General features: G+C 63.7%; 27 protein-coding genes and 3 pseudogenes. 16 read left to right on the forward strand and 14 right to left on the reverse strand.

The genetic code is table 11. From position 1 onward, the window contains the following. Window positions 1–45 precede the first annotated feature (45 nt). Window positions 46–844 (reverse strand): annotated as a pseudogene (locus ACTGJ9_RS09915) (class I SAM-dependent methyltransferase). Window positions 845–1,233: 389 nt separating this feature from the next. Between ACTGJ9_RS09915 and ACTGJ9_RS09920 the strand changes: the two are divergent. Continuing rightward, window positions 1,234–2,262 carry a glycosyltransferase family 2 protein gene (locus tag ACTGJ9_RS09920; protein WP_456676910.1) on the forward strand — a complete coding sequence of 343 codons (1,029 nt, stop codon included), beginning with the start codon at window positions 1,234–1,236 and terminating at the stop codon, window positions 2,260–2,262. An 18-nt stretch (window positions 2,263–2,280) separates the two neighbouring features. Here the strand turns inward: ACTGJ9_RS09920 and ACTGJ9_RS09925 are convergent, their stop codons facing one another. Continuing rightward, window positions 2,281–3,252: a glycosyltransferase gene (locus ACTGJ9_RS09925; protein WP_456676911.1), complete on the reverse strand. Its 972-nt coding sequence runs from the start codon at window positions 3,250–3,252 to the stop codon at window positions 2,281–2,283. 230 nt (window positions 3,253–3,482) lie between these two features. On the opposite strand from ACTGJ9_RS09925, the gene ACTGJ9_RS09930 reads away from it, so the two are divergent. The 4 genes and pseudogenes from ACTGJ9_RS09930 (at window position 3,483) to ACTGJ9_RS09945 (ending at window position 8,187) form a co-directional block, all read left to right on the forward strand. After that, complete coding sequence (locus ACTGJ9_RS09930; RefSeq protein WP_456676912.1) at window positions 3,483–4,550, forward strand: glycosyltransferase; 1,068 nt, start codon at window positions 3,483–3,485, stop codon at window positions 4,548–4,550. A 39-nt stretch (window positions 4,551–4,589) separates the two neighbouring features. Further along, complete coding sequence (locus ACTGJ9_RS09935) at window positions 4,590–5,942, forward strand: O-antigen ligase family protein (RefSeq protein ID WP_456676913.1); 1,353 nt, start codon at window positions 4,590–4,592, stop codon at window positions 5,940–5,942. Window positions 5,943–6,090: 148 nt separating this feature from the next. Continuing rightward, a pseudogene (locus tag ACTGJ9_RS09940) lies at window positions 6,091–7,235 on the forward strand (GNAT family N-acetyltransferase). 79 nt (window positions 7,236–7,314) lie between these two features. Then, complete coding sequence (locus ACTGJ9_RS09945) at window positions 7,315–8,187, forward strand: protein-L-isoaspartate O-methyltransferase family protein (RefSeq protein WP_456676914.1); 873 nt, start codon at window positions 7,315–7,317, stop codon at window positions 8,185–8,187. 273 nt (window positions 8,188–8,460) lie between these two features. Here ACTGJ9_RS09945 and wrbA read toward each other — a convergent pair whose 3' ends face one another. The 3 genes from wrbA to ACTGJ9_RS09960 are packed head-to-tail and all read right to left on the reverse strand — an operon-like array spanning window position 8,461 to window position 10,593. Then, window positions 8,461–9,060 carry an NAD(P)H:quinone oxidoreductase gene (wrbA, locus tag ACTGJ9_RS09950; RefSeq protein ID WP_456676915.1) on the reverse strand — a complete coding sequence of 200 codons (600 nt, stop codon included), beginning with the start codon at window positions 9,058–9,060 and terminating at the stop codon, window positions 8,461–8,463. Window positions 9,061–9,105: 45 nt separating this feature from the next. Continuing rightward, the gene (locus ACTGJ9_RS09955) at window positions 9,106–9,804 is read right to left on the reverse strand and encodes a pirin family protein (protein WP_456676916.1); all 699 of its coding nucleotides are present in this window, start codon (window positions 9,802–9,804) and stop codon (window positions 9,106–9,108) included. 36 nt (window positions 9,805–9,840) lie between these two features. Beyond that, window positions 9,841–10,593: an SDR family NAD(P)-dependent oxidoreductase gene (locus ACTGJ9_RS09960; protein WP_456676917.1), complete on the reverse strand. Its 753-nt coding sequence runs from the start codon at window positions 10,591–10,593 to the stop codon at window positions 9,841–9,843. A gap of 117 nt (window positions 10,594–10,710) precedes the next feature. Between ACTGJ9_RS09960 and ACTGJ9_RS09965 the strand changes: the two genes are divergently transcribed. From ACTGJ9_RS09965 to ACTGJ9_RS09975, 3 genes are all read left to right on the forward strand, one after another. Continuing rightward, on the forward strand, window positions 10,711–11,655 hold the full coding sequence (locus ACTGJ9_RS09965; RefSeq protein ID WP_456676918.1) for a LysR family transcriptional regulator: 945 nt from the start codon (window positions 10,711–10,713) through the stop codon (window positions 11,653–11,655). 132 nt (window positions 11,656–11,787) lie between these two features. Next, window positions 11,788–12,309, forward strand: coding sequence for an REP-associated tyrosine transposase (locus ACTGJ9_RS09970; protein ID WP_456678488.1), 522 nt, complete (start codon window positions 11,788–11,790; stop codon window positions 12,307–12,309). 260 nt (window positions 12,310–12,569) lie between these two features. Then, window positions 12,570–13,823: an IS110 family RNA-guided transposase gene (locus ACTGJ9_RS09975; RefSeq protein ID WP_456676919.1), complete on the forward strand. Its 1,254-nt coding sequence runs from the start codon at window positions 12,570–12,572 to the stop codon at window positions 13,821–13,823. 266 nt (window positions 13,824–14,089) lie between these two features. On the opposite strand, the gene ACTGJ9_RS09980 is transcribed toward ACTGJ9_RS09975, so the two are convergent. Continuing rightward, window positions 14,090–14,350 (reverse strand): hypothetical protein, encoded by a 261-nt coding sequence (locus ACTGJ9_RS09980; RefSeq protein ID WP_456676920.1) that lies wholly within the window; start codon window positions 14,348–14,350, stop codon window positions 14,090–14,092. Between the two features lie 158 nt (window positions 14,351–14,508). Here ACTGJ9_RS09980 and ACTGJ9_RS09985 point away from each other — a divergent pair, with 158 nt between their 5' ends. Both ACTGJ9_RS09985 and ACTGJ9_RS09990 read left to right on the forward strand, forming a co-directional pair. Continuing rightward, on the forward strand, window positions 14,509–15,495 hold the full coding sequence (locus ACTGJ9_RS09985) for a tripartite tricarboxylate transporter substrate binding protein (RefSeq protein ID WP_456676921.1): 987 nt from the start codon (window positions 14,509–14,511) through the stop codon (window positions 15,493–15,495). A 98-nt stretch (window positions 15,496–15,593) separates the two neighbouring features. Further along, complete coding sequence (locus tag ACTGJ9_RS09990; RefSeq protein ID WP_456676922.1) at window positions 15,594–15,944, forward strand: hypothetical protein; 351 nt, start codon at window positions 15,594–15,596, stop codon at window positions 15,942–15,944. 61 nt (window positions 15,945–16,005) lie between these two features. Here ACTGJ9_RS09990 and ACTGJ9_RS09995 read toward each other — a convergent pair whose 3' ends face one another. From ACTGJ9_RS09995 to ACTGJ9_RS10020, 6 genes are read right to left on the reverse strand one after another with little or no spacing between them, the layout of a single operon-like run. Further along, window positions 16,006–16,845 (reverse strand): adenylate/guanylate cyclase domain-containing protein, encoded by an 840-nt coding sequence (locus tag ACTGJ9_RS09995; protein WP_456676923.1) that lies wholly within the window; start codon window positions 16,843–16,845, stop codon window positions 16,006–16,008. A gap of 35 nt (window positions 16,846–16,880) precedes the next feature. Then, complete coding sequence (locus ACTGJ9_RS10000; RefSeq protein WP_456676924.1) at window positions 16,881–17,375, reverse strand: YbaK/EbsC family protein; 495 nt, start codon at window positions 17,373–17,375, stop codon at window positions 16,881–16,883. A 56-nt stretch (window positions 17,376–17,431) separates the two neighbouring features. Next, complete coding sequence (locus ACTGJ9_RS10005; RefSeq protein ID WP_456676925.1) at window positions 17,432–17,584, reverse strand: hypothetical protein; 153 nt, start codon at window positions 17,582–17,584, stop codon at window positions 17,432–17,434. Continuing rightward, window positions 17,581–18,192: an HAD-IA family hydrolase gene (locus tag ACTGJ9_RS10010; RefSeq protein WP_456678489.1), complete on the reverse strand. Its 612-nt coding sequence runs from the start codon at window positions 18,190–18,192 to the stop codon at window positions 17,581–17,583. The genes ACTGJ9_RS10005 and ACTGJ9_RS10010 overlap by 4 nt, the downstream gene beginning before the upstream one ends. Continuing rightward, window positions 18,158–19,000 (reverse strand): dienelactone hydrolase family protein, encoded by an 843-nt coding sequence (locus ACTGJ9_RS10015; protein WP_456676926.1) that lies wholly within the window; start codon window positions 18,998–19,000, stop codon window positions 18,158–18,160. Before ACTGJ9_RS10015 ends, ACTGJ9_RS10010 begins: the two co-directional genes overlap by 35 nt. A gap of 42 nt (window positions 19,001–19,042) precedes the next feature. Beyond that, window positions 19,043–19,927, reverse strand: coding sequence for an amidohydrolase family protein (locus tag ACTGJ9_RS10020; RefSeq protein ID WP_456676927.1), 885 nt, complete (start codon window positions 19,925–19,927; stop codon window positions 19,043–19,045). Between the two features lie 315 nt (window positions 19,928–20,242). Between ACTGJ9_RS10020 and ykgO the strand changes: the two genes are divergently transcribed. The 3 genes from ykgO (at window position 20,243) to ACTGJ9_RS10035 (ending at window position 21,521) form a co-directional block, all read left to right on the forward strand. After that, on the forward strand, window positions 20,243–20,368 hold the full coding sequence (gene ykgO, locus ACTGJ9_RS10025; protein WP_006611362.1) for a type B 50S ribosomal protein L36: 126 nt from the start codon (window positions 20,243–20,245) through the stop codon (window positions 20,366–20,368). Window positions 20,369–20,490: 122 nt separating this feature from the next. After that, window positions 20,491–21,129 (forward strand): tetratricopeptide repeat protein, encoded by a 639-nt coding sequence (locus ACTGJ9_RS10030; RefSeq protein WP_456676928.1) that lies wholly within the window; start codon window positions 20,491–20,493, stop codon window positions 21,127–21,129. Between the two features lie 125 nt (window positions 21,130–21,254). Then, window positions 21,255–21,521, forward strand: a complete 267-nt coding sequence (locus ACTGJ9_RS10035; protein ID WP_456676929.1) for a hypothetical protein — start codon at window positions 21,255–21,257, stop codon at window positions 21,519–21,521. Here the strand turns inward: ACTGJ9_RS10035 and ACTGJ9_RS10040 are convergent. Beyond that, on the reverse strand, window positions 21,518–21,700 hold the full coding sequence (locus ACTGJ9_RS10040; protein WP_148755059.1) for a hypothetical protein: 183 nt from the start codon (window positions 21,698–21,700) through the stop codon (window positions 21,518–21,520). The genes ACTGJ9_RS10035 and ACTGJ9_RS10040 overlap by 4 nt on opposite strands. Before the next feature lie 329 nt (window positions 21,701–22,029). Between ACTGJ9_RS10040 and ACTGJ9_RS10045 the strand changes: the two are divergent. Continuing rightward, window positions 22,030–22,985, forward strand: a pseudogene (locus ACTGJ9_RS10045) (alpha/beta fold hydrolase). Window positions 22,986–23,003: 18 nt separating this feature from the next. Here the strand turns inward: ACTGJ9_RS10045 and cycA are convergent. After that, window positions 23,004–23,399, reverse strand: a complete 396-nt coding sequence (gene cycA, locus ACTGJ9_RS10050; protein WP_456676930.1) for a cytochrome c-550 CycA — start codon at window positions 23,397–23,399, stop codon at window positions 23,004–23,006. Between the two features lie 254 nt (window positions 23,400–23,653). Here cycA and ACTGJ9_RS10055 point away from each other — a divergent pair, with 254 nt between their 5' ends. Further along, window positions 23,654–25,147: an FAD-linked oxidase C-terminal domain-containing protein gene (locus ACTGJ9_RS10055; protein WP_456676931.1), complete on the forward strand. Its 1,494-nt coding sequence runs from the start codon at window positions 23,654–23,656 to the stop codon at window positions 25,145–25,147. 29 nt (window positions 25,148–25,176) lie between these two features. Continuing rightward, on the forward strand, window positions 25,177–26,340 hold the full coding sequence (locus tag ACTGJ9_RS10060) for an acyltransferase family protein (RefSeq protein WP_456676932.1): 1,164 nt from the start codon (window positions 25,177–25,179) through the stop codon (window positions 26,338–26,340). Window positions 26,341–26,380 lie beyond the last annotated feature (40 nt).

Here is a 26,380-nt window from a genome sequence, read left to right on the forward strand (position 1 = left end):
CGCGCGGACTTGCAGCGTCTTGGCCGGCCTGCGTGCGCATGGCCGTCAGCGCTTCCGCAGGATGACGTGATAGTCGCCGCGGCGGACGTCGGTGCCGCGCGGAAGCACGGCGTTCATCACAGCGGCGCCGGCGTCGACGAGGGCGGCGAACAGCGGCTTGCGCTTGCGCATCTCGGGATAGCGCGGGCTCTCGACCTCGCGGCGGTAGATCATCTCCAGCCCGTGGGCGGACGCGAACGTTTCGAGCTTCGACAGCGTCACCAGCGGGTGGAAGAAGGTCGGGAACGGCGCCTCGCCGGGCAGGCCGGCGGTCTTGATGCCGCGGATATTCCGGTAGAACCAGACATGAAACCAGTGCGGCGAGTATTTGGTGACGACGCCGGACAGCGAGCGCGGATTGGGCGCACCGATCAGGATCATGCCGCCGTGCTTGAGCGCATCGCGGAAGTTCAGGAGCGCCGCCTCGACGTCCGGCAGATGCTCGATCACGTTGTAGCAGATCACGACGTCGAAGGTTTCCGGGCCGAAACGATAGGTCTGGACGTCGCCGAGGATCGCCTCGTCGGCGTAAGTGTTGTTGCGGACCTGGTCTTCGTCGATGTCCACGACGGTGACGTGGCTGCGACCGAGCACGTCCATGGGCAGGAAGCTCGACGAGCCGCCACCGGCCTCGTAGATCGCAAGCCGGCCTTGCGGCAGCTCGCGGCGCAGCACTTCGTGAACGCCGAGCAGGCTGTCGCGGGCTTCGCCGGCGACGAGGTCGAGCAATGCCTGGGTGTGTGGGACCTGTGAGGTCTCGGGCGCTTGTAGCTGTCGCGAAATCGATCGTGGCTGATTTGTTCATGTTCTCTGACCGCGCTTGTTCGACTCAAATTTACAGGAAAAATCTCTCGTTCTCGAAGAGCAAATCCGATGCCGCGGCCCATCACCATCACGGTGCTTACGGCCGGGTTAATCCGACCATGCGTTAACTACGGCATTGTCCATGTTGCGCTGCTGGCGGGCGATGGACCGCAAATTGCAGTATCACGCGCACAGGAATTCGCAGGGAAAACACGCGAAAGCGGTTAAGCGCATGATAGGACGCGTTACGGCTGGAACATTAGCGTCGCGGTGAAACTCGAGCGCTGGAGCAGGCCGTTCGTTTTGGGGCGCATCCGTCCCGTGCGGCCGTGTCGCCTTGGGACAATGAACGCAGGGCTTTTTCAATATATCTCAGCCATCTAGAAGGCCATGACGCTGATCCCGACAGATTTGTCCCCCAGCCGGATCTCGGATGCCGTGCGCGAGCCCAACCGGGAGATCGCGGCGAGCTCGCGCGTCATTGATCTCTCGGTCGGCATCGTCGTCTGCATTCCCTGCTTCCGCCGCCCCGATCATCTGCGGTTGACACTGGACTCGCTGGTCAGCCAGCGCACCCCGCGCTCTTTCGCCGTGGTCATGGTCGAGAACGATGCGGCAGGGCGCGCAAGTGCGTCGGTCGCTGCGGAATATCTCGCCGCCGGCAAACTTACGGGCATCTGTCTGGTCGAGAAGCGGCAGGGCAATTGCCAGGCGATCAACGCCGCGTTCGAGACGGCGCAGGCGGTGTTTCCCGCCGCGACCCGCTTCCTGATGATCGACGACGACGAGATAGCTTCGCCCGATTGGCTCGAGCTGATGGTCCGTACTGCGGAGGCGACCGGTGCCGATGTAGTCGGCGGACCGGTGCTCCCGGTGTTTCACGACCACAGCCAGCCCTGGCTCGCTCGCCATCCCGCCTTCTGTCCCGCTTACGACTACACCGGCGCGGTACCGCAGATCTATGGCTGCGGCAATTGCCTGATCACGCGCGCGGCGTTCGAGCGGCTCGGCAGTCCTGCCTTCGATCTGCAATTCAATTTTCTTGGCGGCGGAGACTGCGACTTCTTCTATCGCGGCCGCAATGCCGGCATGAATTTCCACTGGACCGCGGAGGCCGTCATCACCGAGACCGTGCCGCAAAGCCGCACCAGCATCGGTTGGATTGCCAAGCGCGGCCTGCGCATCGGCGCGATCAACTATCGCGTGCAGATCAAGGCTGCGCCAGGCACGGCGGCGAAGGCGCGGGTGTTTGCGCAGATGCTCGGGCGGTTGCCACTGTCGCTGGTTCGCTCGGCTAGCCTCCTGACCTCATCGAAAACCGTCGTCGCGATGCATCCCGTATTGGTGGCCGTCGGTTCCGCGCTCGCGGCTTTTGGCTTTGATCCGAAGCCCTATAAGGCCTCGAAGATCGTTTCCTGACGCGTTCGCGCCGGGGCGTCAGATTCCAAAATAAGACAGGGCGATCTTGATCGCGGACCGCGGCATCGCCTTGAGCGAGCGCCGGCGGACCATGTCGAGATAACCAAGCGCGTCGCGATATCTCCCGAAGCGGACGGCTTGGGTGGCCGCATAGGTCACGAGATGGATTTCCGCTGCCTGCCGCAAATGGGGCACAGCGCCGGCCGGCAGCCTGCGGAGGATCAATTCATCCTCGAACACGCGCACGATTGCCGGAAAGAAGTCCTGCGGCGTCCGCACCGCCGCGTTCATCGTATTGGCCGTGTGCAGGCGATAATCGAGCAGAAGTTTCGGCACGTAAGCGAACTCGCCGAGTGCGGCGAGGCGGCACCAGCAATGCCAGTCCTCGCAATAGCGGAGCGAGACGTCGAAGCCGCCGGTGGCGCGGAAGGCGTCGGCGCGGACCAGCATGATGCCGCCGTTGACGATGAAATTGCCGGCGGCGAGCCGCTCCAGCACGTTGCCTGAGGGCTTGCGGCGTCCCTTCAGGAGGCCGCGGCGGCCGATCGCCTGTCCCGCGCTGTCGATCGTGTTGTAGTCGCCATAGACCAGCAACGCGTGCGGCTCAGCCTTCGCCGTCCTCAGCAGTGTCGCCACCGCATTGGTTCGCAGCCGGTCATCGGCATCGAGGAATATCAACCAGTCCCCGCGCGCGCCTCGGGCGCCGCGATTTCGCGCAGCCGACACGCCGCCGGCGTCGTTCATGATCAGGCACAGCCGTGGATCGCGGATGGCCTGGACGATCGCCACGGTATCATCGGTCGAACCGTCATCGACGACGATCACCTCGGAGACTTCGGTTTGCGCCAGCGCGCTTGCGATGGTTTCGCCGATATAAGCCGCGGCATTCTTGGCAGGAATGACCACAGAAACCACGGGCGGCATCACGCGCGCATCCGCCGCCGCGGGCGCGGCGGCCGGTGCATCGAGCATGGCGTCGGTGAGGATCAAGCGATGACTCGTGGTTGCTTAAGGATCTGTTAACCAGGCTCTCGGCAATCGCAGTCTGAGCTGGGGGATGATACTCGCATATTGATCAAATCGTTGTTGTGAACGCCGTCGCATCATCGGTTTCGTAGATTAGCGTTAAACCTGTGGCGTTATGTCTGTCGCAGCATTTTCAGAGGTGCGGCAGCTGGTCTCGTGCAAGAATGCAGATCTTGATGCCGCGGATGGACCCAGTGCCCGCAAAGACATTCGACTACGATCCCGACGACATGATCCTCAACCTGTTCTACGAGGACAAGGACGATCGCTGGTTTCCCGGCGACCGGCATCTGCGTCGCATGGCGCGCAAGATGCTGTTCGGCGAGCCGCGGATGAGCGGGCAGCTGCGCGTGTTCCTCAATCTCTGTGCAGGGCTTGACCGGCTCGGCATCCGCTACCGCGTCAACGACTACGGCTACATCGCGCGGCACCCGGAAGAAGTCGCCTGCATCATCGGCCGCGCCTTCCTGCTCGACAAGTTTGCATGGAAGAACCCGATCCTGCTGGGCGTTTGTGCCTATAACCATCCGTTGGACGATCCCGACCTGTTCAAGCGGCTTCCTGTCCGGAAATTCCTCGTGCCCGGTCCGTGGTATGCTGAGATGTACCGGGCCCATTGGCCTGAGACGGAAGCCTGGCCCGTCGGCATCGAAACTGATTTATGGGCGCCGTCGCGCCCGGGCGAGAAGACCGTCGACGTCCTCCTCTACGACAAGGTCAGCTGGGACCGTGAGCGCTACGTGCCTGAGCTGGTCGAGCCGGTCCGCGCGCAGCTCACCAGGGAAGGTCGGTCGTTCACGGAGCTGCGTTACGGCAGCTACAGGGAGGAAGACTACCAGGCCGCGCTGCGACACTCCCGCGCGATGATCTTCCTGTGCCAGAACGAGAGCCAGGGCATCGCCTATCAGCAGGCGCTGTCCTGCGGCGTGCCGGTGTTCGCCTGGGATCCCGGCGGTCCGTGGCCCGATCCCGACTATTATCCGCACCGGGTGCGGTTCGAGCCGGTGTCGTCGGTGCCCTATTGGGACGATCGCTGCGGACTCAAATTCACGGACCGCGCCGGCTTCGAGGATCGCTGGACCGATTTCTGGGCGGGCTGCACCGCGGGCAAATTCGATCCGCGGGGCTACATCCTGGACAATCTCACGCTGGAGCAGCGCGCGCTGCAATATTACGAGATCGCGCGCGGGGTCGCACGACAGAGCCGGAGTCCTGCCGCTTCAGGCATGCTGGTTGACGGATGGTTAACGGGGATGGGCTAGACCTCCGACGTCCCGCATCGTCCCACCCGGCCTTGAGACATGGATCGCAGCGCCGCCGACATGACTGACGTGGAGGCCCGCTCGCTCGGCCATGCGCTGCGCGACGAGCTCGCGAGGCTCAACGTCGTGAGCGCGGCGCGCTGTCTTGTTGCCGTCACTGCCCTGCTTTTGGTCCTGATAACGCTCGATCCGTTTCCAGACTTGCGCAACCCCGACGTCGCCACCGTCGTCGGCGGGCGATTGGCGACGACCTACATCTCGTTCGGATTGCTGGCCGTGGTCGCGGTGCTGTTCACCCTCACCACCGACGCGGCTTCGCTCAGAAGCCTGGCCACGCCGCTGCATCTCTGCCTGATCGGCTGGATGCTGATCGATCTCGCATTTTCCGAGAACCGCGAGCTCTCGATCCAGCGCCTGGTGCTCGCCGCCAGCGCAACCACGCTTGCCGTCCTGCTGCCGCTGCTGCCGCCGACACAGCGGAGCTTTAATCTGTGCCTCGGCGGCGCCGCGCTGGTGCTGCTGGTGGTGTGCTATCTAGGCGTCCTCTTTGCCCCGCAACTTTCGATCCACAGCGCGCTCGACATCACCGAGCCGCAGCTCGCCGGCGACTGGCGCGGCAGTTTTGGCCACAAGAACATCGCCTCGCCAGTCATGACCATCCTGGTCTATGTCGGCATTTACCTGTCAACCGTGGGCTCCTTCGTCATGGGGCCCGCCATCGCGCTGCTTGCCGGCATCTTCCTGGTCTTCACCGGCGGCAAGACCTCGTCGGTGCTGTGCCTTGCCATCTTTGCCCTGGCATCGCTGGTCTGTGTCACGCGGAGCCTGTGGCTGAAGCGGATCATCTGCTTTGCGCCGCTGATCGTGACGAACCTGCTGACGGTTGGCAGTGTCATGAGCCCGATGCTCGGCAGCATCACGCGGGCGCTTCCGATCGATCCCACTTTCACCGGCCGTTCCGAGGTCTGGGAGTTTGCGCTCGCGGCGGTAGCGGAAAAGCCGATCACTGGTCACGGTTATACGGCGTTCTGGGACGGCGTGACGGAGCGGCAGACCACCCAGGGATCGGAATGGGCGGTGTCGGCGGCCCACAGCCACAACAGCTACCTCGACCTCGCCGTCACCATCGGCCTGCCGGGCCTGCTGCTGGTCGTCCTCATCTTCGTGGTCGCGCCGCTGCGCAACTTCCAGCAGGTCCAGACCCACAACCGTAGCAACGCGCTCGGCAAGCTATTCCTGAGCATCTGGCTGTTCGGCCTGTATTTCGGGACGACCGAGACCTTCCTGCTCGAGCGGCAGAACCCGGTCTGGTTCATGTTCGCGCTGGCAGTCGCCGGGCTGCATTTCCTCGCCAGGTTCCAATGCGTCGTCCAATCGGAACCCAATCGCTGACAGCTTGCGCAGCCCTGCGTTTCATATCGGGACACGGGCGTTGCGCGCGCTGCGACGGTATCAGCTTAACGATAAGCACCGACGTAACTTGTGGTCTGCGACAAAACATAATCTATCTGGACACGTTCAGTAATTGTATGCCCCGCAAATGGCGCTTCTCAGCCTCGAGCAACTAGATGATCGGGTGTCCAGCACGTCGGGAATCTCAGTCGATTTCTTGCGTGACTGGCGACAGGCCGCATTGCGCCTGAATGCGGGCCATCGCACCGCATTCCAGCATGGTTACTGGCTCGATGCCTGGTACGAGGCCTTCCATGGCGTAGCACCACTGATCGCGATCATCACCGATCCGGCGACCGGCCAGGACATCGCGATGGTGCCGATGTTCAGTCACGTCAGGCGCGGCATCCGCGTCGTCGAGTTTGCCGATCTCGGTGTCTCCGACAACAACGCCCCGATCCTGGCTTGCGACGCGACCTTCGATGCGGCCGGCGCACAGGCGATCGGCGCGGCGCTGGTGGATGCGTTGCGCGCCTTGCCTGACGGCTTCGACCTGCTGCGGCTCAAGAAGATGCCGGCCCATGTCGGCGCGAAGCCGAACCCGCTGCTGTCGCTCGGCCGTTCCGGCTCCTGTTCTCTCAATGGCAATCTCGTGCTGACCGGCGACGACTATGCGGACTATCGGGCGTCGATCCGGCGCATGCAGATGCCGCGATGCTGGCGCGTGTTCAGCCGCCATTCCGGCGCGCGGTTCGAGATTGCCACCGATGTTGCCCGCGCGCACGAGTTTCTCGACGTGACGGACGTCCAGCAGCAGGAGCGCATGCAGAAACTCGGCTCGCGCTTCGTCCTCAACGACGAGGTCCATGCTGCTTTCTATCGCAAGGTGGCGCGGCAGGGCGTTGCGGAAGGTTATGCGGTGATCTCGGCGCTGGTCTGCGACGAGGGCATCGTCGCCACCACGTTCGGGATCAGATATGGCGCGACCTATTATCTGCTGCGGATCGGCCATGCCGGCAAGACGTGGGCGAATTGCTCGCCGGGGCTGCTCGTGACCGAGCGCACCATGGCAGCGCTGCATGCGCAGGGCGTGCGGCGCTTCGATCTCAGCATCGGTAATCACGATTACAAGCGCCGCTTCGGCGCGGAGCAGGTCCCCTGACCGATGTCAGCGTCGCCCTGTCATGGCGCGGGCTGCCCTATGTGCTGCGCGACCATGCCGCCCAGGGACTGCGCCGCTATCCGAGGCTCGCCGCCTTCGCGGCGCGGGCGATGGGCAGGGGCACGCGCTAGAGCGGTCCACGCTCGCGGGTTGCAGGGTCATTCGAATATCGCAATGATTGTGCTATCGTCGCCGCCGCCAGGAGGCGACATGGACGATCGTTCGGACAAGCTTCGCGCATTCTATGCGCAGTTGATCTGCGCTGCAGCCAAGACCACGGACCCACGTATCGAGCAGGCGTTTCGCAACGTGCGGCGCGAACCTTTCGCGGGGCCCGGACCGTGGTCGATCTCGTTGGGCGGCCACCCTTATGTCGTCACGCCCGATGACGATCCCGCCTTTCTCTACCAGAACGCGCTGCTGGCGCTGGATCCGGCGCGGGGCCTCAACATCGGCATGCCCGGCGCGCACGCCTATTGGCTCGGCGGCTGCGGCGTCAGGGAAGGCGAGACCGTGCTGCAGATCGGCGCGGGCACCGGTTATTACACCGCCATTCTCGCCGAGCTCGCCGGTCCCAAGGCCCGCGTCTATGCCTATGAGATCGACGAACGCCTCGCGGCGCTTGCGCGCGAGAACTTGAAAGACATCGCCACGGTCGAGCTGCGCGAGCGCTCCGGCATCGCGTCCGATCTGCCCGATGTCGACGTGATTTATGTCTGCGCGGGCGCCGCGCAGCCGGCCGCGGAATGGCTCGCGGCGTTGCGGCCCGGCGGGCGGCTGGTGTTTCCGCTGGCGCCGGAAGGCGTGCTCGGCGGCATGCTGATGATCACGCGCCCGGAGCAGGGTGCGGCTTGGCCGGCCAAATTCTTAGGCCGCGCCCAGTTCATCGGTTGCGCGGGACTTCAGGATGCGGATGCCGGCAGGCGATTGGCCGAGGCGTTTGCGAAGGGATGGGAGAGCGTGCAGTCGCTGCGGCGAGGAGACGCGCCCGACGAGACCTGCTGGTTTGGCGGCGACGGCTGGTGGCTTTCATCGGCGCCGGCGGTCGGCATGCCGCCGCACGCAGACATCACGCAGGCTTGACCCACTACGATCCTGCGCATCCGGCGCAGCGAAACCGGCCCCGCGAGGCGCGGAACAGACTGCGGCAGTACCACCTTCGCGCCAGCGCCTGGGCGGGCCTGCGGATCATCTGCGCAATCAAGAGAAGTTCGAAAGCCATCGGTGTCGCAAGTCCTGCGTGTCGTAAGCCCTGTCGTTCCTGCAGGCATAGATGGGGCGGCATTCCCTTGAGAGAATGCCGCCCCAATCGCATCAGCCATGCAGCTGTTGTGAAGCCAGGCTCAACTGTGAAGCTTAACCGTGAAGCTTCTTGGCCGTTTCCGCGACCTGGCGCCCCTGATAGCGCGCGCCGGCGAGCTCATTGGCGCTGGGCTGGCGGCTGCCGTCGCCGCCGGTGATCGTGGTGGCGCCGTAGGGCGCACCACCGGTGACCTCGTCGAGCTTCATCTGGCCGGCAAAGCCATAGTTCATCCCGACGATCACCATGCCGAAATGCAGCAGGTTGGTGATGATCGAGAACAGCGTCGTCTCCTGGCCGCCATGCTGGGTCGCGGTCGACGTGAAGGCGCCGCCGACCTTGCCGTGCAGCGCGCCCTTGGCCCAGAGGCCGCCAGCCTGGTCCAGAAAGTTCGCCATCTGCGAGGCCATGCGGCCGAAGCGGGTGCCGGTGCCGACGATGATCGCGTCGTAATTGGCGATGTCCTCGATCTTGGCGACCGGGGCTGCCTGATCGACCTTGTAATGGGAGGCCTTTGCGACTTCGGCCGGCACTAGCTCGGGCACGCGCTTGATGTCGACGGTGGCGCCGGCTTCGCGCGCGCCTTCGGCAACGGCATTCGCCATCGCTTCGATGTGGCCATAGGCAGAATAATACAGCACGAGAACTTTGGTCATGATGGTCTCCGTTGGGATCGAGTGAGATGATGGGTGCTTGGCTTGCTACGCCGCGTCGACGAGCACGAGCTCGGAGTCTTCCAGCGCCGTGATCTTCAGCCTGGCTTCGTCGCGGATGGCGGCGCCGTCGCGGGCATTGACGCGCACGCCGTTGATCTCGACCGCGCCTGCCGCAGGCACCAGGTAGAGGTGCCGCGACGCCTCGAGCTCGTACTCCGCGCTCTCGCCGGCCTTGAGCGTGGTGGCGAGCACCCGCGCATCGGCGCGGATCGGTAGCGCGTCAGTGTCACCTTCGATGCCGCTCGCAATGGTGACGAGCTTGCCGGAGCGATCCGACTTCGGAAACGGCTTGGAGCCCCAGGTCGGCTGACCGCCATGCAGCGTCGGCTCGATCCATATCTGGAAGATCCGCGCTTTGGTCGGCTCGAGATTGTACTCGGAGTGACGGATGCCGCTGCCGGCGCTCATCACCTGCACGTCGCCCGCTTCAGTGCGTCCCTGGTTGCCGAGGCTGTCCTGATGGGTGATGGCACCCTCGCGCACATAGGTGATGATTTCCATGTTGGCGTGGGGATGGGCGGGAAAGCCGGTGTTCGGCGCGATCTCGTCATCGTTCCACACCCGCAAGGCGCCGTGGCCCATGTTGCTTGGGTCGTAGTGGCTTGCGAACGAGAAATGATGCCTGGCCTTGAGCCAGCCGTGATCGGCGCCGCCGAGTTTTGCGAAAGGTCTGAGTTCGATCATGGAAGTGTTTCCTTGTTTGGAGCAGGAGGTCTGGCGTTATGCGCCAAACCCGCCGTCGACGTTGAGCACGGTGCCGGTGACGAAGGAGGCTTCCGGGCTTGCGAGGAAGACCACGCCGGCGGCAACTTCCTCGGGCCGGCCGAAGCGCTGCAGCGCGTGCTGCTTGCGCTGGGTCTCGGCAAACTCGCCGCCGTCCTTCGGGTTCATGTCGGTGTCGATCGAGCCGGGCTGCACCACGTTCACGGTGATGCCGCGCAGGCCGAGGTCGCGCGCCGCGCCCTTGGTGTAACCGACCACCGCAGACTTGGTGGCGACGTAATCGGCAAGGCCGGGGAACGAGGCGCGGTCCGCGAGCATCGAGCCGACCGTGACGATGCGGCCGCCCTCACCCATCAACCGAGAGGCGGCCCGGATCGCCGCGATCACCCCGTCCACGTTGACCTGGTTCTGCCGCTCCAGCGCGGCCGTGTCGGCGTTGACGTCGTTGATCGCGCCGCCATTGGCGACACCGGCGTTGTTGACAAGGATGTCGAGACGGCCGAATTCCCTGGCGACATCATTGACGAGCTTCGTCACGTCATTGGCGGAGGCCTGGTCCGCCCTGAAGGCGCGGGCCTTGACGCCCTTGGCCTTCAATTCGCTGACGACGGCTTCGGCCTTTTCGGGCGAGGCGACGTAGCTGATGGCGACGTCTGCGCCTTCATCGGCGAGCGCGCGGGCCGATGCCGCGCCGATACCGCGCGAACCGCCGGTGACGAGAGCAACCTTGCCTGAGAGCTTCTTGGTCATTGGATTTCTCCGGTCCTGAAATTCTGATGGTCCTTGGATAAGCCTCCGCTTCTGGTATAGAAATAGAAACTGTCGAAACACATTGTTTCCCTAAATAGTCTGATTGGGACCGTTGCCATGGCCAAACTCCCGGATTTCGAGGCGCTCGCGATTTTCGCAAAAGTCGTGGAATTGCGTTCGTTTGCGGGGGCAGCGACTGAACTCACGATGTCCAAGGCCACGGTGTCGAAGGCGGTGAGCCGGCTGGAGGAGCGGCTCGGTGCCCGGCTGTTCAACCGCACCTCGCGCCGGCTCGCGCTGACCGATGCCGGCCACAAGCTCGCCGACCGCGCGACGCGCCTGCTCGCCGACGGCGAGGCGGCCGAGAACGAGGCGCTGGCGCAATCGGTGGCGCCGCGCGGGCTGGTGCGGCTCGCGGTACCCATGACGTTCGGGATCAAGGCGGTTGCGCCGTTGCTGCCGGAGTTTTTCGAAACCTATCCGGAGGTCTCGGTCGATCTGCATTTGAGCGACGCGACCATCGATCTGATCGGCGAGGGCTTTGACATGGCGGTGCGGATCGCGCGCTTGCCGGACTCTTCACTGATCGCGCGGCGGCTCTTCACCATGCCGCGCTTCACCGTGGCCGCGCCGTCCTACCTCAAGAAGCACGGTCGGCCGACGCATCCGATGCATCTCGCCGAGCACAAATGCTTCAGCTACGCCTATCTCTCGACGCCGAACGTCTGGCACTACACCAATTCCGCCGGCGAGCAGGCGAGCGTCCGCCCCGGCGGACTGCTTCGCGTCAACAACGGCGAAGCCGTGATGCCGTCGCTGATTGCCGGCCTCGGCATCGCCGAGCTTCCCGAGTTCATCGTCGGCGATGCCATTTCGTCCGGCGAGGTCGAAGTGATCCTGAAGGATTGGAAGCAGGCCGAAGGCGCCGTGCACCTCGTGACCCCGCCCGGCGGCCCGCGTCCCGCGCGCATCGAGGCGCTCGGCGATTTTCTCGCAGCGAAGCTGCCGGGCACCTGCAAGCGGCAGCCGAAGAAGGGTGGGAAGGCGGGGTCGCCGTCGTAAGACGGGCACGGCTTCATCCGATCGTCGCTGCGCTCGCAATGACGGAGAAATCTCGCTAGTCTATCCTCCGAACGGCTATCGTAGGGTGGGCAAAGCGAAGCGTGCCCACCACTCTTGGACGAGAAGGTTACGGTGCCTCGATATCGCCGAGCGCAAGGCAGCACGTTCTTCTTCACGGTTGCGCTCGCCGACCGTTCAAGCACTCTGCTCCTGGATCATGTTGATCGCCTCAGGCGAATTTACCGGATCGTCCAGCAGCGCCGCCCGTTCGAGACAGTCGCTATTTGTATCCTGCCCGAGCACCTCCATGCCGTTTGGTCCCTTCCGGACCACGACGTCGATTTTTCGTCACGTTGGAATCTGATCAAAGGCGGCTTTTCGCGAGGCTTAGAACCGCAAGAGCGATCAGCAAGCAAGCTGCTCAAGCGCGAGAAAGGCATTTGGCAGCGTCGCTATTGGGAGCACGCAATTCGTGACGACGCGGATTTGGAGCGCCACGTCGATTACATACACTTCAATCCTGTGAAGCACGGCCGCGTCACCCGGGTGCGCGATTGGTCTTTCAGCAGCTTCCATCGCTACATTGATCAAGGCATCCTTCCCGCGGATTGGGGAGGGGACATGCGAGATATTGCTGGGAATTTCGGTGAGTGATGGTGGGCACGGCGCTTCCGCGCCTTTGCCCACCCTGTACCCTTTTGGGGTTCGCAGCCAGTCTAACGGTGTAGACTGGGAGTGCGGGCCGATCCGCCGGGAGCAGCCTTGCCCACCTGTGTCTTGAACACCGACGTAGGAGCCGCGCCCCGGCAGAGCGGCCGCGGTCGATATCCAGTAGGAGGTTTGCGCCGAGAGCGCCAGTACAGGGATTGATCGAGATCGCGGTGGCCCGCTTTTGAGAGCAAGGAGGTCCCAAAATGATCGAAGATGTACGCTGGTTCGCCGGGATCGATTGGGCAACGCAGAGCCATAGCGTTTGCCTGCTGGATGCCGAAGGAAGACAGGTTGCTCGGCGCGAGTTCGCCCATGACGGCGCTGGGCTGACGGAGCTGCGTGACTGGCTGCTTGAGAAGACCAAGGCCGCACCGGGACAGATCGCCGTGGCGATCGAGATGCCGCACGGCCCGGTGGTGGAGATGTTGCTCGAACACGGGTTTGCGGTGTTTGCCATCAATCCCAAGCAGCTCGACCGCTTCCGTGATCGTTTCACGGCAGCTGGTGCCAAGGACGACCGCCGCGATGCCCATGTGCTCGCAGGCTCGCTGCGCACGGATCGCGCGGCCTTCCGCCGGCTTGTGGTTGATGATCCCACGATGATCGAGTTGCGTGAGTGGTCGCGCTTGGCCGACGAACTGCAGCAGGAGCGCACGCGTCTCGCCAACCGTCTTCGCCAGCAGTTGTGGCGCTATTATCCCCAAGCCACCAAGTTGACCGACGATGTCGCCGACGAATGGTTCCTGGCCCTTTGGCAGAAGGTGCCGACCCCGGACAGGGCGGCCAAGGCCAGCGAGAAGGCCATCGCGCGCATCCTGAGTGCATATCGTATCCGCCGTTTCGATGCGGCGGCGGCGCTCAAGATCTTGCGTGAGACCCCGCTGTTCGTGGCGTCGGGCACGACCGAGGCCGCCTGCGCCCACATCCGCAGCCTGGCGGCGCGCCTGCATCTGGTCAATCGGCAGATCAAGGAGGCTCATCAGAGCCTGGACCGTCTCTGTGCCGAGCTCGAAGCAGAGGAGAGCGCCTCGGGGCAGAGCCCGGCGCAGTGCGACGTGACGATCCTACGCTCCTGGCCAGGTATCGGCAGGATCAATCTCGCCACACTGCTCGCCGAGGCCGCAGAGCCCCTGCGCAGACGAGATTACCATGCTCTGCGCGCTTTGGCAGGAGCTGCCCCGGTGACGCGGCAAAGCGGCAAGCAGCGCTTCGTGGTCCGTCGCCTCGCCTGCAACAGGCGGCTGCAGAGCGCGGTCCATCACTGGTCTCGTGTCGCCATGCAACACGATGCGGCCACCCGGAAACGGTATGATGCCTTGCGGGCGCGGGGACATGGCCACGCGCGCGCCCTGCGCAGCGTCGGGGATCGTTTGCTCTTTGCCCTCTGCACGACACTCAGGCGGCAGACCCCTTACGATGCGGACTACAACAGCGAAAACATCACCGCGACAGCGTAATCTCATTCCTTTGTTCGGCCGGGCGCGGACCATTCCTTCGTCCCGACCTGACGATCGCCAAGCGTCGCGCGCAGACGATGTCCAGGATGCCGAAGGCACCGGCAAAGCCGGCCCGCAGCGTCCTGGACTGCGTCGAGCACGGCGCTATGCTGGGTTCAGCAAGGACACTTCCCCTTGACGGACGGTAGGAGGTCCTACGAGATCTCGCTAGTCTATCCTCCGAACGGCTATCGTAGGGTGGGCATAGCGAAGCGTGCCCACCACCACTAGCCACGCACCTTCACGCCGTCGATTGCGACGATGCGCAAGCTCGGCCTCACGGTCTCCTCCAGCTGCGACTTCAATTCATGTACACGCGGGTCGGTCGAGCGTGCGGCGCACACGGCGTATTGATGCACCGATTGCGCCAGGGCACGCCGCGCTTCCGGCGTTCGCGTGACCTCGGGCTTTGAAAGCCGCAGGACGATCGCTGCGAGGTTCACCAGCATCTCGTCCAGCGCCACGTCGATGGTCGCGAATTTTCCCATGCTCTCTCCCTGAGATGGCACTCTGACAAGGCAACGGAGCGTGCCGCGATGCGTTCCGGAGCGGGGCGAACATGGATAACACTTCGTAAACAGCTTGTTCTTGTCGACCGTCGCGCTAGGCTGGCACCGAAACAAGAAAATAAGGGGAGGGGCTGCCAATGGATCGACGTGACGTCTTGCGCGCCGTTGCCGCGTTGCCGTTGTTGCGGGCCGCGTTACCGGAACAGGCCTCCGCGCAAACCTATCCCGCGCGCAACATCACCATGATCGTGCCGTTCCCGGCCGGCGGCCAGGCCGATCTTGCGGCGCGTCCCGTCGCGCAGGCGCTGGAGCGGATCCTCGGCAAGTCCGTCATCGTCGACAACCGCGCCGGCGGCGCCGGTGGATCGGTCGGCAACGCTGCGGCCGCGCGCGCCGAGCCCGACGGATACACGCTGCTGATGACATTGTCCTCGCTCGCGGTGCTGCCCGAGGCCGACCGGCTGTTCGACCGTCCGGTCGCCTATGAAGTGTCGCAGTTCATGCCGATCGCGCGCGTGCTGGCCGATCCCACGCTGCTCGCGGTGCCGGCTTCGGCGCCATGGAAGACGGCGCAGGAATTTGTCGAGGACGCGAAGAAGCGCCCGGGCCAGATCACCTATGGTTCGTCCGGGCCTTACGGCACGCTGCATGTGGCCATGGAGATGTTCGCCAACAGCGCCGGCATCAAATTGCTGCACGTGCCGTTTCGCGGCGCGGGGCCGGCGTTGACCGCGCTGCTCAGCGGCACCGTGCAGGCGATCGCGGCGGCACCGGGCACGCTGAAGCCGCAGGTCGACGACGGCAAGCTGCGCGTGCTCGGCAATTGCGGCGCGCAGCGCGTTGCGAGCTTTCCTGACGTGCCGACCTTCCAGGAGCTCGGCTACAGGAATGTCGAGATGTACATCTGGGCCGGGCTGTTTGCGCAAAGCGCTCTTCCCGCGCCGATCGCGATCCGCTTGCGCGAGGCGATGGCCCAGGTGATGACGAGCCCTGACGTGCTCAAGACCTTCGATGCTTCGGGCAGTCTGGTCGCCTATCAGGATGCGCCGGCGTTCTCCGCTTTCGTGGCGACCGACAGCGCGCGGCTGATCGCGGCGGTCAAGAAGATCGGCAGGGTCGAGTAGGTTCCTGCTCGAATTTTCACATTTTTTTGTTGGGCCAGAACCTGACCGCGTCTCATTGATTCAGGACAAATCGAGGGATTCGAGAAGGAATTGGGACCATGCGAACAGAGCGAATTGCGCTGGGTGTGGCGCTAGCAATCAGCGGCATCGTCGCGCAGAGCGCCGCGTCCGCCGAAGAATATCGCGGAACCATGGAGCAGCAGATGGCCTGCACGCCCGATGTCTGGCGCCTGTGCAGCGATCAGATCCCGGATGTGAGCCGCATCACCGCCTGCCTGCGGCAGAACACGCCGCAGCTCTCCAGCGGCTGCCGTGCAGTGTTCCAGTCCAACAACCAGATGCCGCCACAGCAGCCGGTTCCGCGCAATCGGGCTGCAGCGCCGCCGCGCTATGACAATGCATCGCCTCCGCAAGCGCAGCCGCGGCCGTATGACGATGACAACGACTAACGGCGTATGATCCGGAAGCGTGCGCGGCCGCAGGTGCGAAGATACGGTCGTGCCGCCGCGTTCAGCGCTTGCCCTTGCCGTCCGACTCGGGTCGATGCCCGAGCGCCGTCCGCATCAGGACACCGAAGAGTATCGCTGCGACCGGCCAATGGAACCAGATTTTATGCGCGCCGGTGAAAAGATTAATCAGAATCAGAAAGGCCGACACCGTGAGGCCCACTGCAACCGGGCGCGGCAGCTTCGCCAGCCCATCTGAAACGAAGCGCATCCGGTTGGATTGCTCGTAGTTGTCGCGGCGTGCGGCGTCAGTTTCCGAACCCGCAACAGCGCCCTGGGACGTCGGGCGTTCGCCAGGTGGAAAGCTCCGTGCTTGAGCGGTTTGGCCGCTCATGGTCACACGATAGCTGGTCATGGGAGCAATGTTCTTCATTGGACGCTGGCCGAGACAGTCGAAGCCAACGGATAATTTGTTGTGCACCTGGTCATAGGCGGAGCTGGAGATCACGATGCCGCCGGGTTCGGCAAGTTCTTGCAGACGCGCCGCGATATTGACCCCGTCTCCATACAGATCGGAACCATCCACCATCACATCGCCGAGATTGACGCCAATGCGAAACCGCATCGGGGGAGCTGGACCCGAATCCTGGTTGGAAATTTCCTGCTGAATCTCAACGGCACACTGCACGGCCTCGACGACGCTAGCGAACTCGGCGATGATGGCATCGCCCCAAGTATTCACGATGCGCCCGTCATGACGCTCCACCAATCCCGCAATGGCCGTGCGGTAGCGCCGGAGCGTCTCGAGCGTTCCCGCCTCGTCTGCTTCCATGAGGCGAGAATAGCCGTGCACATCGGCGCACAGCACGGTGGTTAGTCGTCGTTTCACCTTGTCGTCGGGCATGGTCCAGACACTAGCCTCCCTGACCGGCAAATGCATCAGGCATCAGGACTCGCAATAGCCGCTAACGGCCTGACCTCGCAGACATCGACCCATTCGGCCGCGGTCAGCTCGGCCATTCGTTCCGGCGTGATGCGCACGGCGCTGTGGGTCGAGCCCGCGGCCGGCACCACCACGTCGAACGCTTTCAGCGAGACGTCGCAATAGACCGGCAGTGGCGACTTCAGCCCGAACGGGCAGACGCCGCCGACCTCGTGGCCGGTGATCTCGGCGACCTCTTCCAGCTCGAGCATCTTCGGCTTGCCGCCGAACGCCGCCTTGACCTTCTTGTTGTCCATGCGCGAAGTGCCGGCCGCGACGATCAGGATCACACGCTCGCCGACACGCAAGGACAGCGTCTTGGCGATCATGCCGGGCTCGACGCCATAGGCTTCCGCAGCCAGCGCCACGGTCGCCGAACTGATCGGGGATTCCATGACTGTGATGTCGGGGGCTTTCTCGGCGAAGAAGGCGCGAACGGATTCCAGGCTCATTCCAGTCAGCTCATCGAGGACTTGCGGGGGACGGCGATACTCAGGCGATCCTTGATTCAGGCGATCCCTGCCAGCTCCGAGAGCGAGCGGACGCGGTGATCCGGCGCAAAGCCGAGCTCGTCCATCTGGGTGCGGATCGCCTTGAACATCGTCAGCGGTGCCACGAGTTCGTTCTCGACGCAAGCCAACGCCATGGCCTCCGGCGTCACCCGTTCGATCCAGGCGACGTTGAGGCCGAACGCTTTCGCGCCCGCGACGTCCCAGGGATTGGAGGAGACGAACAGCACCTCCCCGGCGCAGTGCCGAGCACCTCGCCGACCAGCTCATAGGCCTGCGGGCTCGGCTTGAAGATCTGCTTCGCGTCGACACTGATGGTGGCATCGAGCAGGCGGTCGAGGCCGGAGTTGCGCACCAGCGCGTTCAGCATGTCCGGGCTGCCGTTGGACAGGATAGCGAGCTTTCGCGGCTTCAGCGCGGTGAGCGCCGCCGTCGCATCCGGATAGAGATCGAGATGCAGATACTTGTCGATGACGCGCTCGAAGGCCTCGTTCTCGCAGGCAAGCCCGAGCACGCGCAGCGTATAAGCCAGCGAGTCGCGCGTGACGGCGGAGAAATTCCGGTACGCCGCATCAGCGAGCGCAACCAGGTGTATTCGAGCTGCTTGATCCGCCAGACCTGCGTGATGATCTCGCCATAGCCCGGAAACGCATCCTCTGTGATCTCTGCGACCGACTGGATGTCGTAGAGGGTGCCGTAGGCATCGAAGACGACGGCTTTGATCGTCATTTGATTTGGGCCTCTCCGCCGATTGTTGCATCAAGGAACGTATGTAGATCCTCGGCCGCTTGATCCGTCGCTGCCCGGTTGAACTCAAAATGATGTTGCGATCCGGATGTGGGCTTTTCGAGGTTGGGCGCATCGAAGGCGTGGTAGGCGTCCGGATAGACAACGAGTCGGACCGGAATTCCCTGGCTTGCCTGTCGTGAAATCCCCCAGCTGTCTCGGCCCGATACTAGCTTGCGGCATTCGTCTGCTGAATTCACATCGTCGCGTGCACCGATCAGGATCAGCGTCGGAACATTCATATCTCCTTTCAGACTTGCGCAGGGCGGGTAAAACGCGGCTGCGGCATGGAATTTGTTCGGTACGCCCTGCTGGATCGAGACGCGTTCGACGGAGGCGAGGGATGAGAAGCCGCCCCACGCGAACCCAACGGCGGCGATGCGTGCAGGGTCAACCGAAGACCGACCTGCTAGAAAATTCAAGGCACGAGTCGCGTCCGATGTAAAATCGGCTGATGGCCTCTCGCGACAGCCGGTCTTGATGCCGCGCGGCCCGAAACTGTCGACCGAGAGCGTGACGTAGCCCCAAGCGGCGATCCGCTTGCCCCAACGTTCGTCAATGTGCTGCCAATTGCCATTGCAACTGTGTAACAGGAAGACGGCCGGCCACGTTCCGGCGCCATTCGGTCGCCTCAGGTAGCCTTGCAGTGGATGCGCACTTGCCAGCGGCGTCTCGATCTCGACGATCGTGCTGCTCGACTGGGCTCGAGCCTGCGGGCACGCGAGGGCCAGTCCCATCAGGGAGAACGCCCGCAGCGACAGCGATCTTGGGGAGGTCAACATGGATCAACATCCCGCGTGGCTGCCGCTGATCAAGGAGCCCTGTTAGATCCCCAGAATCTTGCGCGCGTTGGCCTTCAGCACCTTCGGCCGGATCTCGTCGCGGATCTCGATCTTGGCAAAGTCCGACAGCCAGCGGTCCGGCGTGATCACCGGCCAGTCCGAGCCGAACAGCATCTTGTCCTGCAGGATCGAGTTGATATAGCGCACCAGGATCGGCGGGAAGTATTTCGGCGACCAGCCGGAGAGGTCGATATAGACGTTCGGCTTGTGGGTCGCGACCGACAGCGCCTCTTCCTGCCAGGGGAAGGAGGGGTGGGCGAGGATGATCTTGAGGTCGGGGAAGTCGGCCGCGACGTCGTCCATGTACATCGGGCTGGAATATTTCAGCCGCATGCCCATGCCGCCCGGCATGCCCGAGCCGACGCCGGTCTGGCCGGTGTGAAACAGCGCGATCGCGCCGCCATTGTTGATCTCTTCGTAGAGCGGGTAGGCCATGCGGTCGTTGGCATAGAAGCCCTGCATGGTCGGATGGAATTTGAAGCCGCGCACGCCGTATTCCTCGATCAGCTTGCGCGCTTCGCGGGCGCCGAGCTTGCCCTTGTGCGGGTCGATCGAGACGAAGGGGATGAGGACGTCGAGATGGTCGGAGGCGGCCTCGATCATCTCGTAATTGTTGTAGCGGCGGAAGCCGGTCTCGCGCTCGGCATCCACAGGGAAGATCACCGCGGCGATGTTCTTGGAGCGGTAATAGGCCGCGGTCTCCGGCACGGTCGGCGGATGCTTGTGCGGCGACTTGAAATAGTCGGCCATCTGCGCCTGGAAATCGTCATAGCCGTCGTCGGGGTGGGTGCCGCAGGGCTCTTCGGCATGGGTGTGGATGTCGATGGCGACGACATTGTCGATATCAGGCAGCTTCAGCTTGGGCATGGGTGTCCTCCCGACGGGTTGCCAAATTGATTATATGATATAACGAATTTGGCAAGCGAACCTTCAAGCGAACCTTGGCAGGTCGAGCGGACAGATCGGGCCGATTCGGCTGTTTCTACTGTGCATGGGGTTGTTTTCGCGAATTTGCCGGTCCGGAACCGGGCAGTTAACATTGACATCACCTCCCGCCATGCCTTAAGAACCGCCCCGTCCCGGGCGGTCGGTCCGCCAGCGGGAAAGATCTCATTTTGCCACATTCGCGCGTGCCGAAACGGTAGTGCCGAACACGGCCTTTCGAACGTTCAGGATTCTGCCATGAAGGTCCGTAACTCCTTGAAGTCGCTGCGCGGTCGCCATCGCGCCAACCGCCTGGTCCGCCGCAAGGGCCGGGTCTATGTGATCAACAAGGTGCAGCGCCGCTTCAAGGCGCGCCAAGGCTGATCCGGGCGGCTGATCTCGCCCTCGCGGTCGCCTTCACGCGCGCCCCCGCAAGACCACGGTCTCACACGAGTTTGACGCCGCCCTGCTTTGCAAGGGCGGCTTTCCGCGTTTAGACTTCGACGATGGCAGTGAGATTCCCTTTCGCGCATACGCTGTGCATGGCCCTGGTTCTCGCAATGGCCGGCCTTGCGCCGGCCCTGGCCCAGGATGATCCGGCCCCGCCGGCGAAGCAGCAGAAGAAGCTGCCGGAAGCACCGGCCAAGCTGCCCAAGGCCGAGCGCACCAAGAATCTCGATTTCCTGTTCGGCGCGCTGAAAGCTGCCCCCGACGAAGACAGCGCCAAGCATGTCGAGGCGCGGATCTGGGCGATCTGGCTCCAGACCCCGAGCGACACCGCAGCGTTGTTGATGGCGCGGGCCAAGGCGGCCGTCGATGCGAAGAAGATCGACGTCGCGATCAAGCTGCTGGATGCGGTCATCAAGCTCCGCCCCGACTACATCGAAGCCTGGAATCGGCGCGCCACGCTCTATTACATGCAGAACGATTATGCCCGCTCGCTCGCCGACATTCGCGAGGTGCTGACCCGGGAGCCCCGTCATTTCGGCGCGCTCGCAGGGCTCGGCATGATCATGCAGGACGTCGGCGACGACAAGCGCGCGCTCGAGGCCTATCGCAAGGCGCTCGCCGTCAATCCGCACCTCGAGAAGATCCCCGATCAGGTGAAGGCTTTGACCGAGAAGGTCGAAGGCCGCGACATCTAGCCGATAACTCGTTCATTTCTTGAGCGGTTGTGGCGCCCGCCGATTAACCACGATCGGAGGCGCAGTGTCGCAAGGACTATTGCCGGCGCCGCCGCAGGTCTACCTGCATGGCAGGAGCAAAAGCCATGAAGCGTTTGATCTTTGCTAGTAGCTTGCTGCTGGCGTCGGGAACGATCAGTCTTGCCGACGGACTGTTCTGGGTGGTCGGCAATCGCGCCACCGGCAAATGCAACATCGTGACCAGCAATCCGGTCATCAACGGCGACATCTGGTTCGGCGACGGTCCCTACAAGTCCAAGGGCGACGCCAAGCTTGCACGCTCGACCATTCGCGCCTGTCCCGCGCTCACGCCAGATGAGCAAAAGGCCGAGGACGGCGGAGGCCAGGCCTAGTGCAGAACGCTGCCGCCGCGCTCGGCGAGGCCGCGATCGACGGCCGCTGCGTAAGCCTTTGCAAGCTCGGTCTCGAGATGCTCATTGATCAGCAGCAGCGCCCGCACGGCACCGCGCAGGTCGCCGTTGCAACTCGCGACGATCTCGTCGATTGCAGTGTCGTTCGATCTCAAGCTCATCGAAAATCCTCCGGTTCAAACCAGGACAATTTGCCGGTCGTTCCTGCGTTCCTGTGGATTGCGAGGATGATCGGCGCCCAGCCGCGCCTAGATGGCGGAACCGACCGTGGCGATTATAAGGAAGCCGCCATGACGTCTGCATGAAGCCGATCGGAGGCTTGTGGGTCGCCCGTGACGGCTGTTGATTCTATTGCGTTTTTGCAGATTGAGATTATGCACATATCCACAGCCCCCGCATTTCCCGTGGAAACGCCGACGCCCAAGGGGCGAAATTGCCGTGTGCCAATACCCGTAGCTGCCATGTGCCCTGGATTGCCCGGACTGTCTCCATGATCGTGATGTCAGTCGTGACCGCGCTGGTTCTGCTGGCGCTGGTCACGCAGGTCGGAATCTTGCCGCGCAGCGTAGTTTTCCGCCGCAGGGCCGGATGATCGAGGTCGATGGGGCTGTGCTCCATGTCGTCGACATCGGTCCGCGCGATGCCGGCCTGCCGATCGTGATGCTGCATGGCGCAAGCTCCAACCTCGAAGTCATGCGGAATCCGCTTGGTGACCTCCTGGCCAAGCAGCACCGCGTCATCCTGATCGACCGTCCCGGCCATGGCTGGAGCACGCGCGCGCGACGGCAGGATTCGACGCCAGACATCCAGGCGCGCATGATCGACGCGGCGCTCGGCAAGCTCGGGGTCGATCGCGCAATCTTCGTCGTGCATTCCTGGAGCGGCGCGCTCGGCGCACGGCTGGCGCTTGATCACGCAGGCCGCGTTGCCGGCCTCGTGATGCTGGCGCCGGTGACCCATCCGTGGCGCGGCGGCGTCGGCCGCTACAACGAGATCATCGCGACGCCGGTAATCGGCCCGCTGCTCGCCTACACCATCACGCTGCCGCTGGGCTATTTCGTCGCCGAATCCGGCGCGCGCAACGTCTTCCTGCCGCAGACCATGCCGGACGGTTTCGTGAAGGAGTCCGCGACGCCGCTGTTGCTGCGTCCGCGTGAATTCATCGCCAATGCCTATGATCTGGTGACGCTGAAGGCGTCGGTGGCCGCGCAGGCTCCACGCTACGGCGAGATCAGGGTGCCCGTCACGATCATCGCCGGCGAGCCGGACAAGACGGTGAAGACCGAGATCCACGCGCGTCCGTTCGCGGAGGCGGTGCCGAACGCAAAGCTGATCGTGCTGCCATATCTCGGCCACATGGTGCAGAACGCGGTGCCGGATCTCGTGAAGACGGAGATCGAGACGATGATCAGTCAACTTGCGCCGGCACAGGCGGCCGCGGACTAGCGGCCGCCGCTCACCCGCTTACTGCTTGATCTTCCCGTCCTTGTCGAACTGCGACACATAGGCCCAGAGATTGCTGATCTCGGTCTCGTTCTTGATGCCGGCGAATGCCATCTTGGTGCCGGGGATCTTGGCCTTCGGATCCTTGATGTATTCCTTGAACTGCGCCTCGTTCCAGGTGATGCCGGAATTCTTGTTCGCATCCGAGTAATTGTAGTCCGGCGCGGTGCCGGAATGACGGCCGTCGAGACCGTTGAGCTCGGGGCCGACCTTGTTCTTGGCGCCTTCGCCGATGGCATGGCAGGCCAGGCATTTGTTGAATGACGATTTGCCGGCCGCGACATCCTGCGCCATCGCGCTGGTGGCCGTGGCAGTGACGGTGAGGATCATCAGCGCGCCAAAAGTCAGTTTTTTCATGGGGTGCTCTTCGTCTCTTTCCCGGTAGGGTCTTATTCGGTCGGCGATCGTCGAACCCTGCCGGTTTTGGCACGGCCCGCTCGGCTTGGACAAGCCACGAAACCATGACAGGTTTCATGATTTCCTACTTGTCCCAGAGCGAACTCGCCGGAAGATCATTGCGCCGACCTTCCGATGGCCTACCCAAACGGCCGCGGACGTGGTTGATTTGTCGCGACAAATCGACACTGCGGCGCAAGCCGGAAGGACAAGTCATGGCCATCATGATGCCCGCGAGCGATCAGGCGGTGCTCGCGCGCCGCGCGGAGATCGTTACTGCATTGCGCGCGATCGTGCCCGGCGAGGGCGTGATCGATACGCCTGCCGAGATGCGGGCCTATGAATCCGACGGGCTGACCGCCTATCGGCAGCCGCCGATGGTCGTGGTGCTGCCCGACACCACAGAGCAGGTCTCGCTCGTCCTGAAATATTGTGCCGCCCACGGCATCAAGGTGGTGCCGCGCGGCTCCGGCACCTCACTATCCGGCGGCGCGTTGCCGCTGGAGGACGGCGTGCTGCTGGGCCTCGGCAAGTTCAAGCGCATCCGCGAGATCGATTTCGACAATCGCGTCGTCGTCACCGAGCCCGGCGTCACCAATCTCGCGATCAGCCAGGCGGTCGCGCATGCCGGCTTCTATTACGCGCCCGATCCGTCGTCGCAGATCGCCTGCTCGATCGGCGGCAATGTCGCGGAAAATTCCGGCGGCGTGCATTGCCTGAAATACGGCATGACCACCAACAACGTGCTCGGCTGCGAGATCGTCCTGATGAGCGGCGAGATTTTGCGCATCGGCAGCAAATCGGCGGAAAATTCCGGCTACGACCTGATGGGCGTCATCACCGGCTCCGAAGGTCTGCTCGGCGTCATCACAGAGATCACGGTGCGCATCCTGCAGAAGCCCGAGACGGCGCGCGCGCTGATGGTCGGGTTTGCGCAGGTCGAGGCGGCCGGCGAATGCGTGGCGCGCATCATCGGTGCCGGCATCATTCCCGGCGGCATGGAGATGATGGACAAGCCCGCGATCCACGCCGCCGAAGCCTTCGTTCATGCCGGCTATCCGCTCGATGTCGAGGCGCTGCTCATCATCGAGCTCGACGGTCCCAAGATCGAGGTCGACGAGCTGATCACGCGCGTCGAGACCATCGCGAATGGCTGCGGCTCGACCACCTGTCAGATCTCGACCTCGGAGGCCGAGCGCAATCTGTTCTGGGCCGGCCGCAAGGCGGCGTTCCCCGCGGTGGGTCGCATCTCGCCCGACTATCTCTGCATGGATGGCACCATCCCGCGCGGCGCGCTGCCGAAGGCGCTCGCCCGCATCCGCGAGCTCTCGGAAAAATACCAGCTCGGCTGCGCCAACGTGTTCCACGCCGGCGACGGCAATCTGCATCCGCTGATCCTCTACGATGCCAACAAGCCCGGCGAGATCGAGCGCGCCGAAGCCTTCGGTGCCGACATCCTCCGCGCCTGCGTCGAGTTTGGCGGCGTGCTCACGGGCGAGCATGGGGTCGGCATCGAGAAGCGTGATCTCATGCCCGACATGTTCACCGAGATCGACCTCAATCAGCAGCAGCGGCTGAAATGCGCCTTCGACGCGCAGGGCCTGCTCAACCCCGGAAAAGTGTTTCCGACCCTGCACCGCTGCGCCGAGCTCGGCCGCATGCATGTGCATGCCGGCAGAGTTGCGTTCCCCGACATTCCGCGGTTTTGACGGACGGATATCCGGGGCATGGTGGCGGCATGGTGGACGTATCGGTCAACGTCAGGAACGAAACGCTGGCCAAGCCGGCGGCGGCCTCGCGGCTGCTCTTCATCGACAACATCCGCTGGTCGATGATCGTTCTTGTGCTGAGCATGCACGCGGCCGACACCTACTCGCCGTTCGGCAATTGGTACTATGTCGACCGGCAGGAGACCGGCTTTGGCACGGCTTTGTTCTTCGGCATCTATCAGAGCTTCCTTCAGGCCTTCTTCATGGCCGCGCTGTTTTTCATCGCGGGCTATTTCGCGGCCGGCGCCTTCGATCGGAAAGGGGCTCCGAGATTTGCGCGTGATCGGCTGATCAGGCTCGGCTTGCCGACCTTGCTCTACATGTCGGTGATTGGCCCGCTGACGCAGTATTTTCTGTCCTCGACCTGGGGCAAGGGCGGCTTCGGCCATCAATGGCTGATCCATCTGAGAGACGGCGAGTGGCTCTCCGAGACGGGGCCGATGTGGTTCTGCGCGGTGTTGCTGCTGGTCTCGCTCCTCTACGGCCTGATCCGCCGCACCGGATGGCGCGAACCGCAGCTCGCGCTGCGCGGCTGGGGAATTGTCCTGTTCATTGCGGCTATGGCGGCGACCACCTTCGCCGTTCGCATCGCGGCCCACGCCGATGCCTCCGTGCTCAACGTTCACCCCGGCGACATTCCGCAATATCTTCTCATGTTCGCAGCCGGCAGCTTAGGCTATCGGGGTAATTGGATGCTTGGGGTCGCCGACCGTTCGTGCATACGTTGGGGATTGCTCGCGCTGTCGCTTTCTGCGCCGCTGTTTGCGGCGCTCCTGCTGTTTGGCGGAGGCCTGCACGGCGACACGGCGCTCTATGGAGGCGGCTTCAACCTCGTCAGTGCCGGGAAGTGCCTGTGGGAGGCGCTGGTCTGCGTCGGCATGGGCCTTTTGATGCTGGCCATCTACCGCCGCCATTTTGATGCGCAGGGCCCGGTGGCCAAATGGCTCTCGGACAACGCCTTCGGCGTCTATTTGATTCACCCGCCGATCCTGATCGGCTTCGCGCTGCTCCTGCACGCCCTGCCGCTGTTCGCACTCACGAAGGCGCTGCTGCTGACGATGCTGGCCGCGATCGGCAGCCTGGCCGTCTCGGCGTTGATCCTGCGCAAATCGCCGCTGCGCGCGATCATCTAGTCGCGCGACGCCGCGGTCCGGTCTGGACCGCGGCGTGCGA

The organism is Bradyrhizobium sp. RDM12 (genome assembly GCF_051917485.1).
Classification (GTDB): domain Bacteria; phylum Pseudomonadota; class Alphaproteobacteria; order Rhizobiales; family Xanthobacteraceae; genus Bradyrhizobium.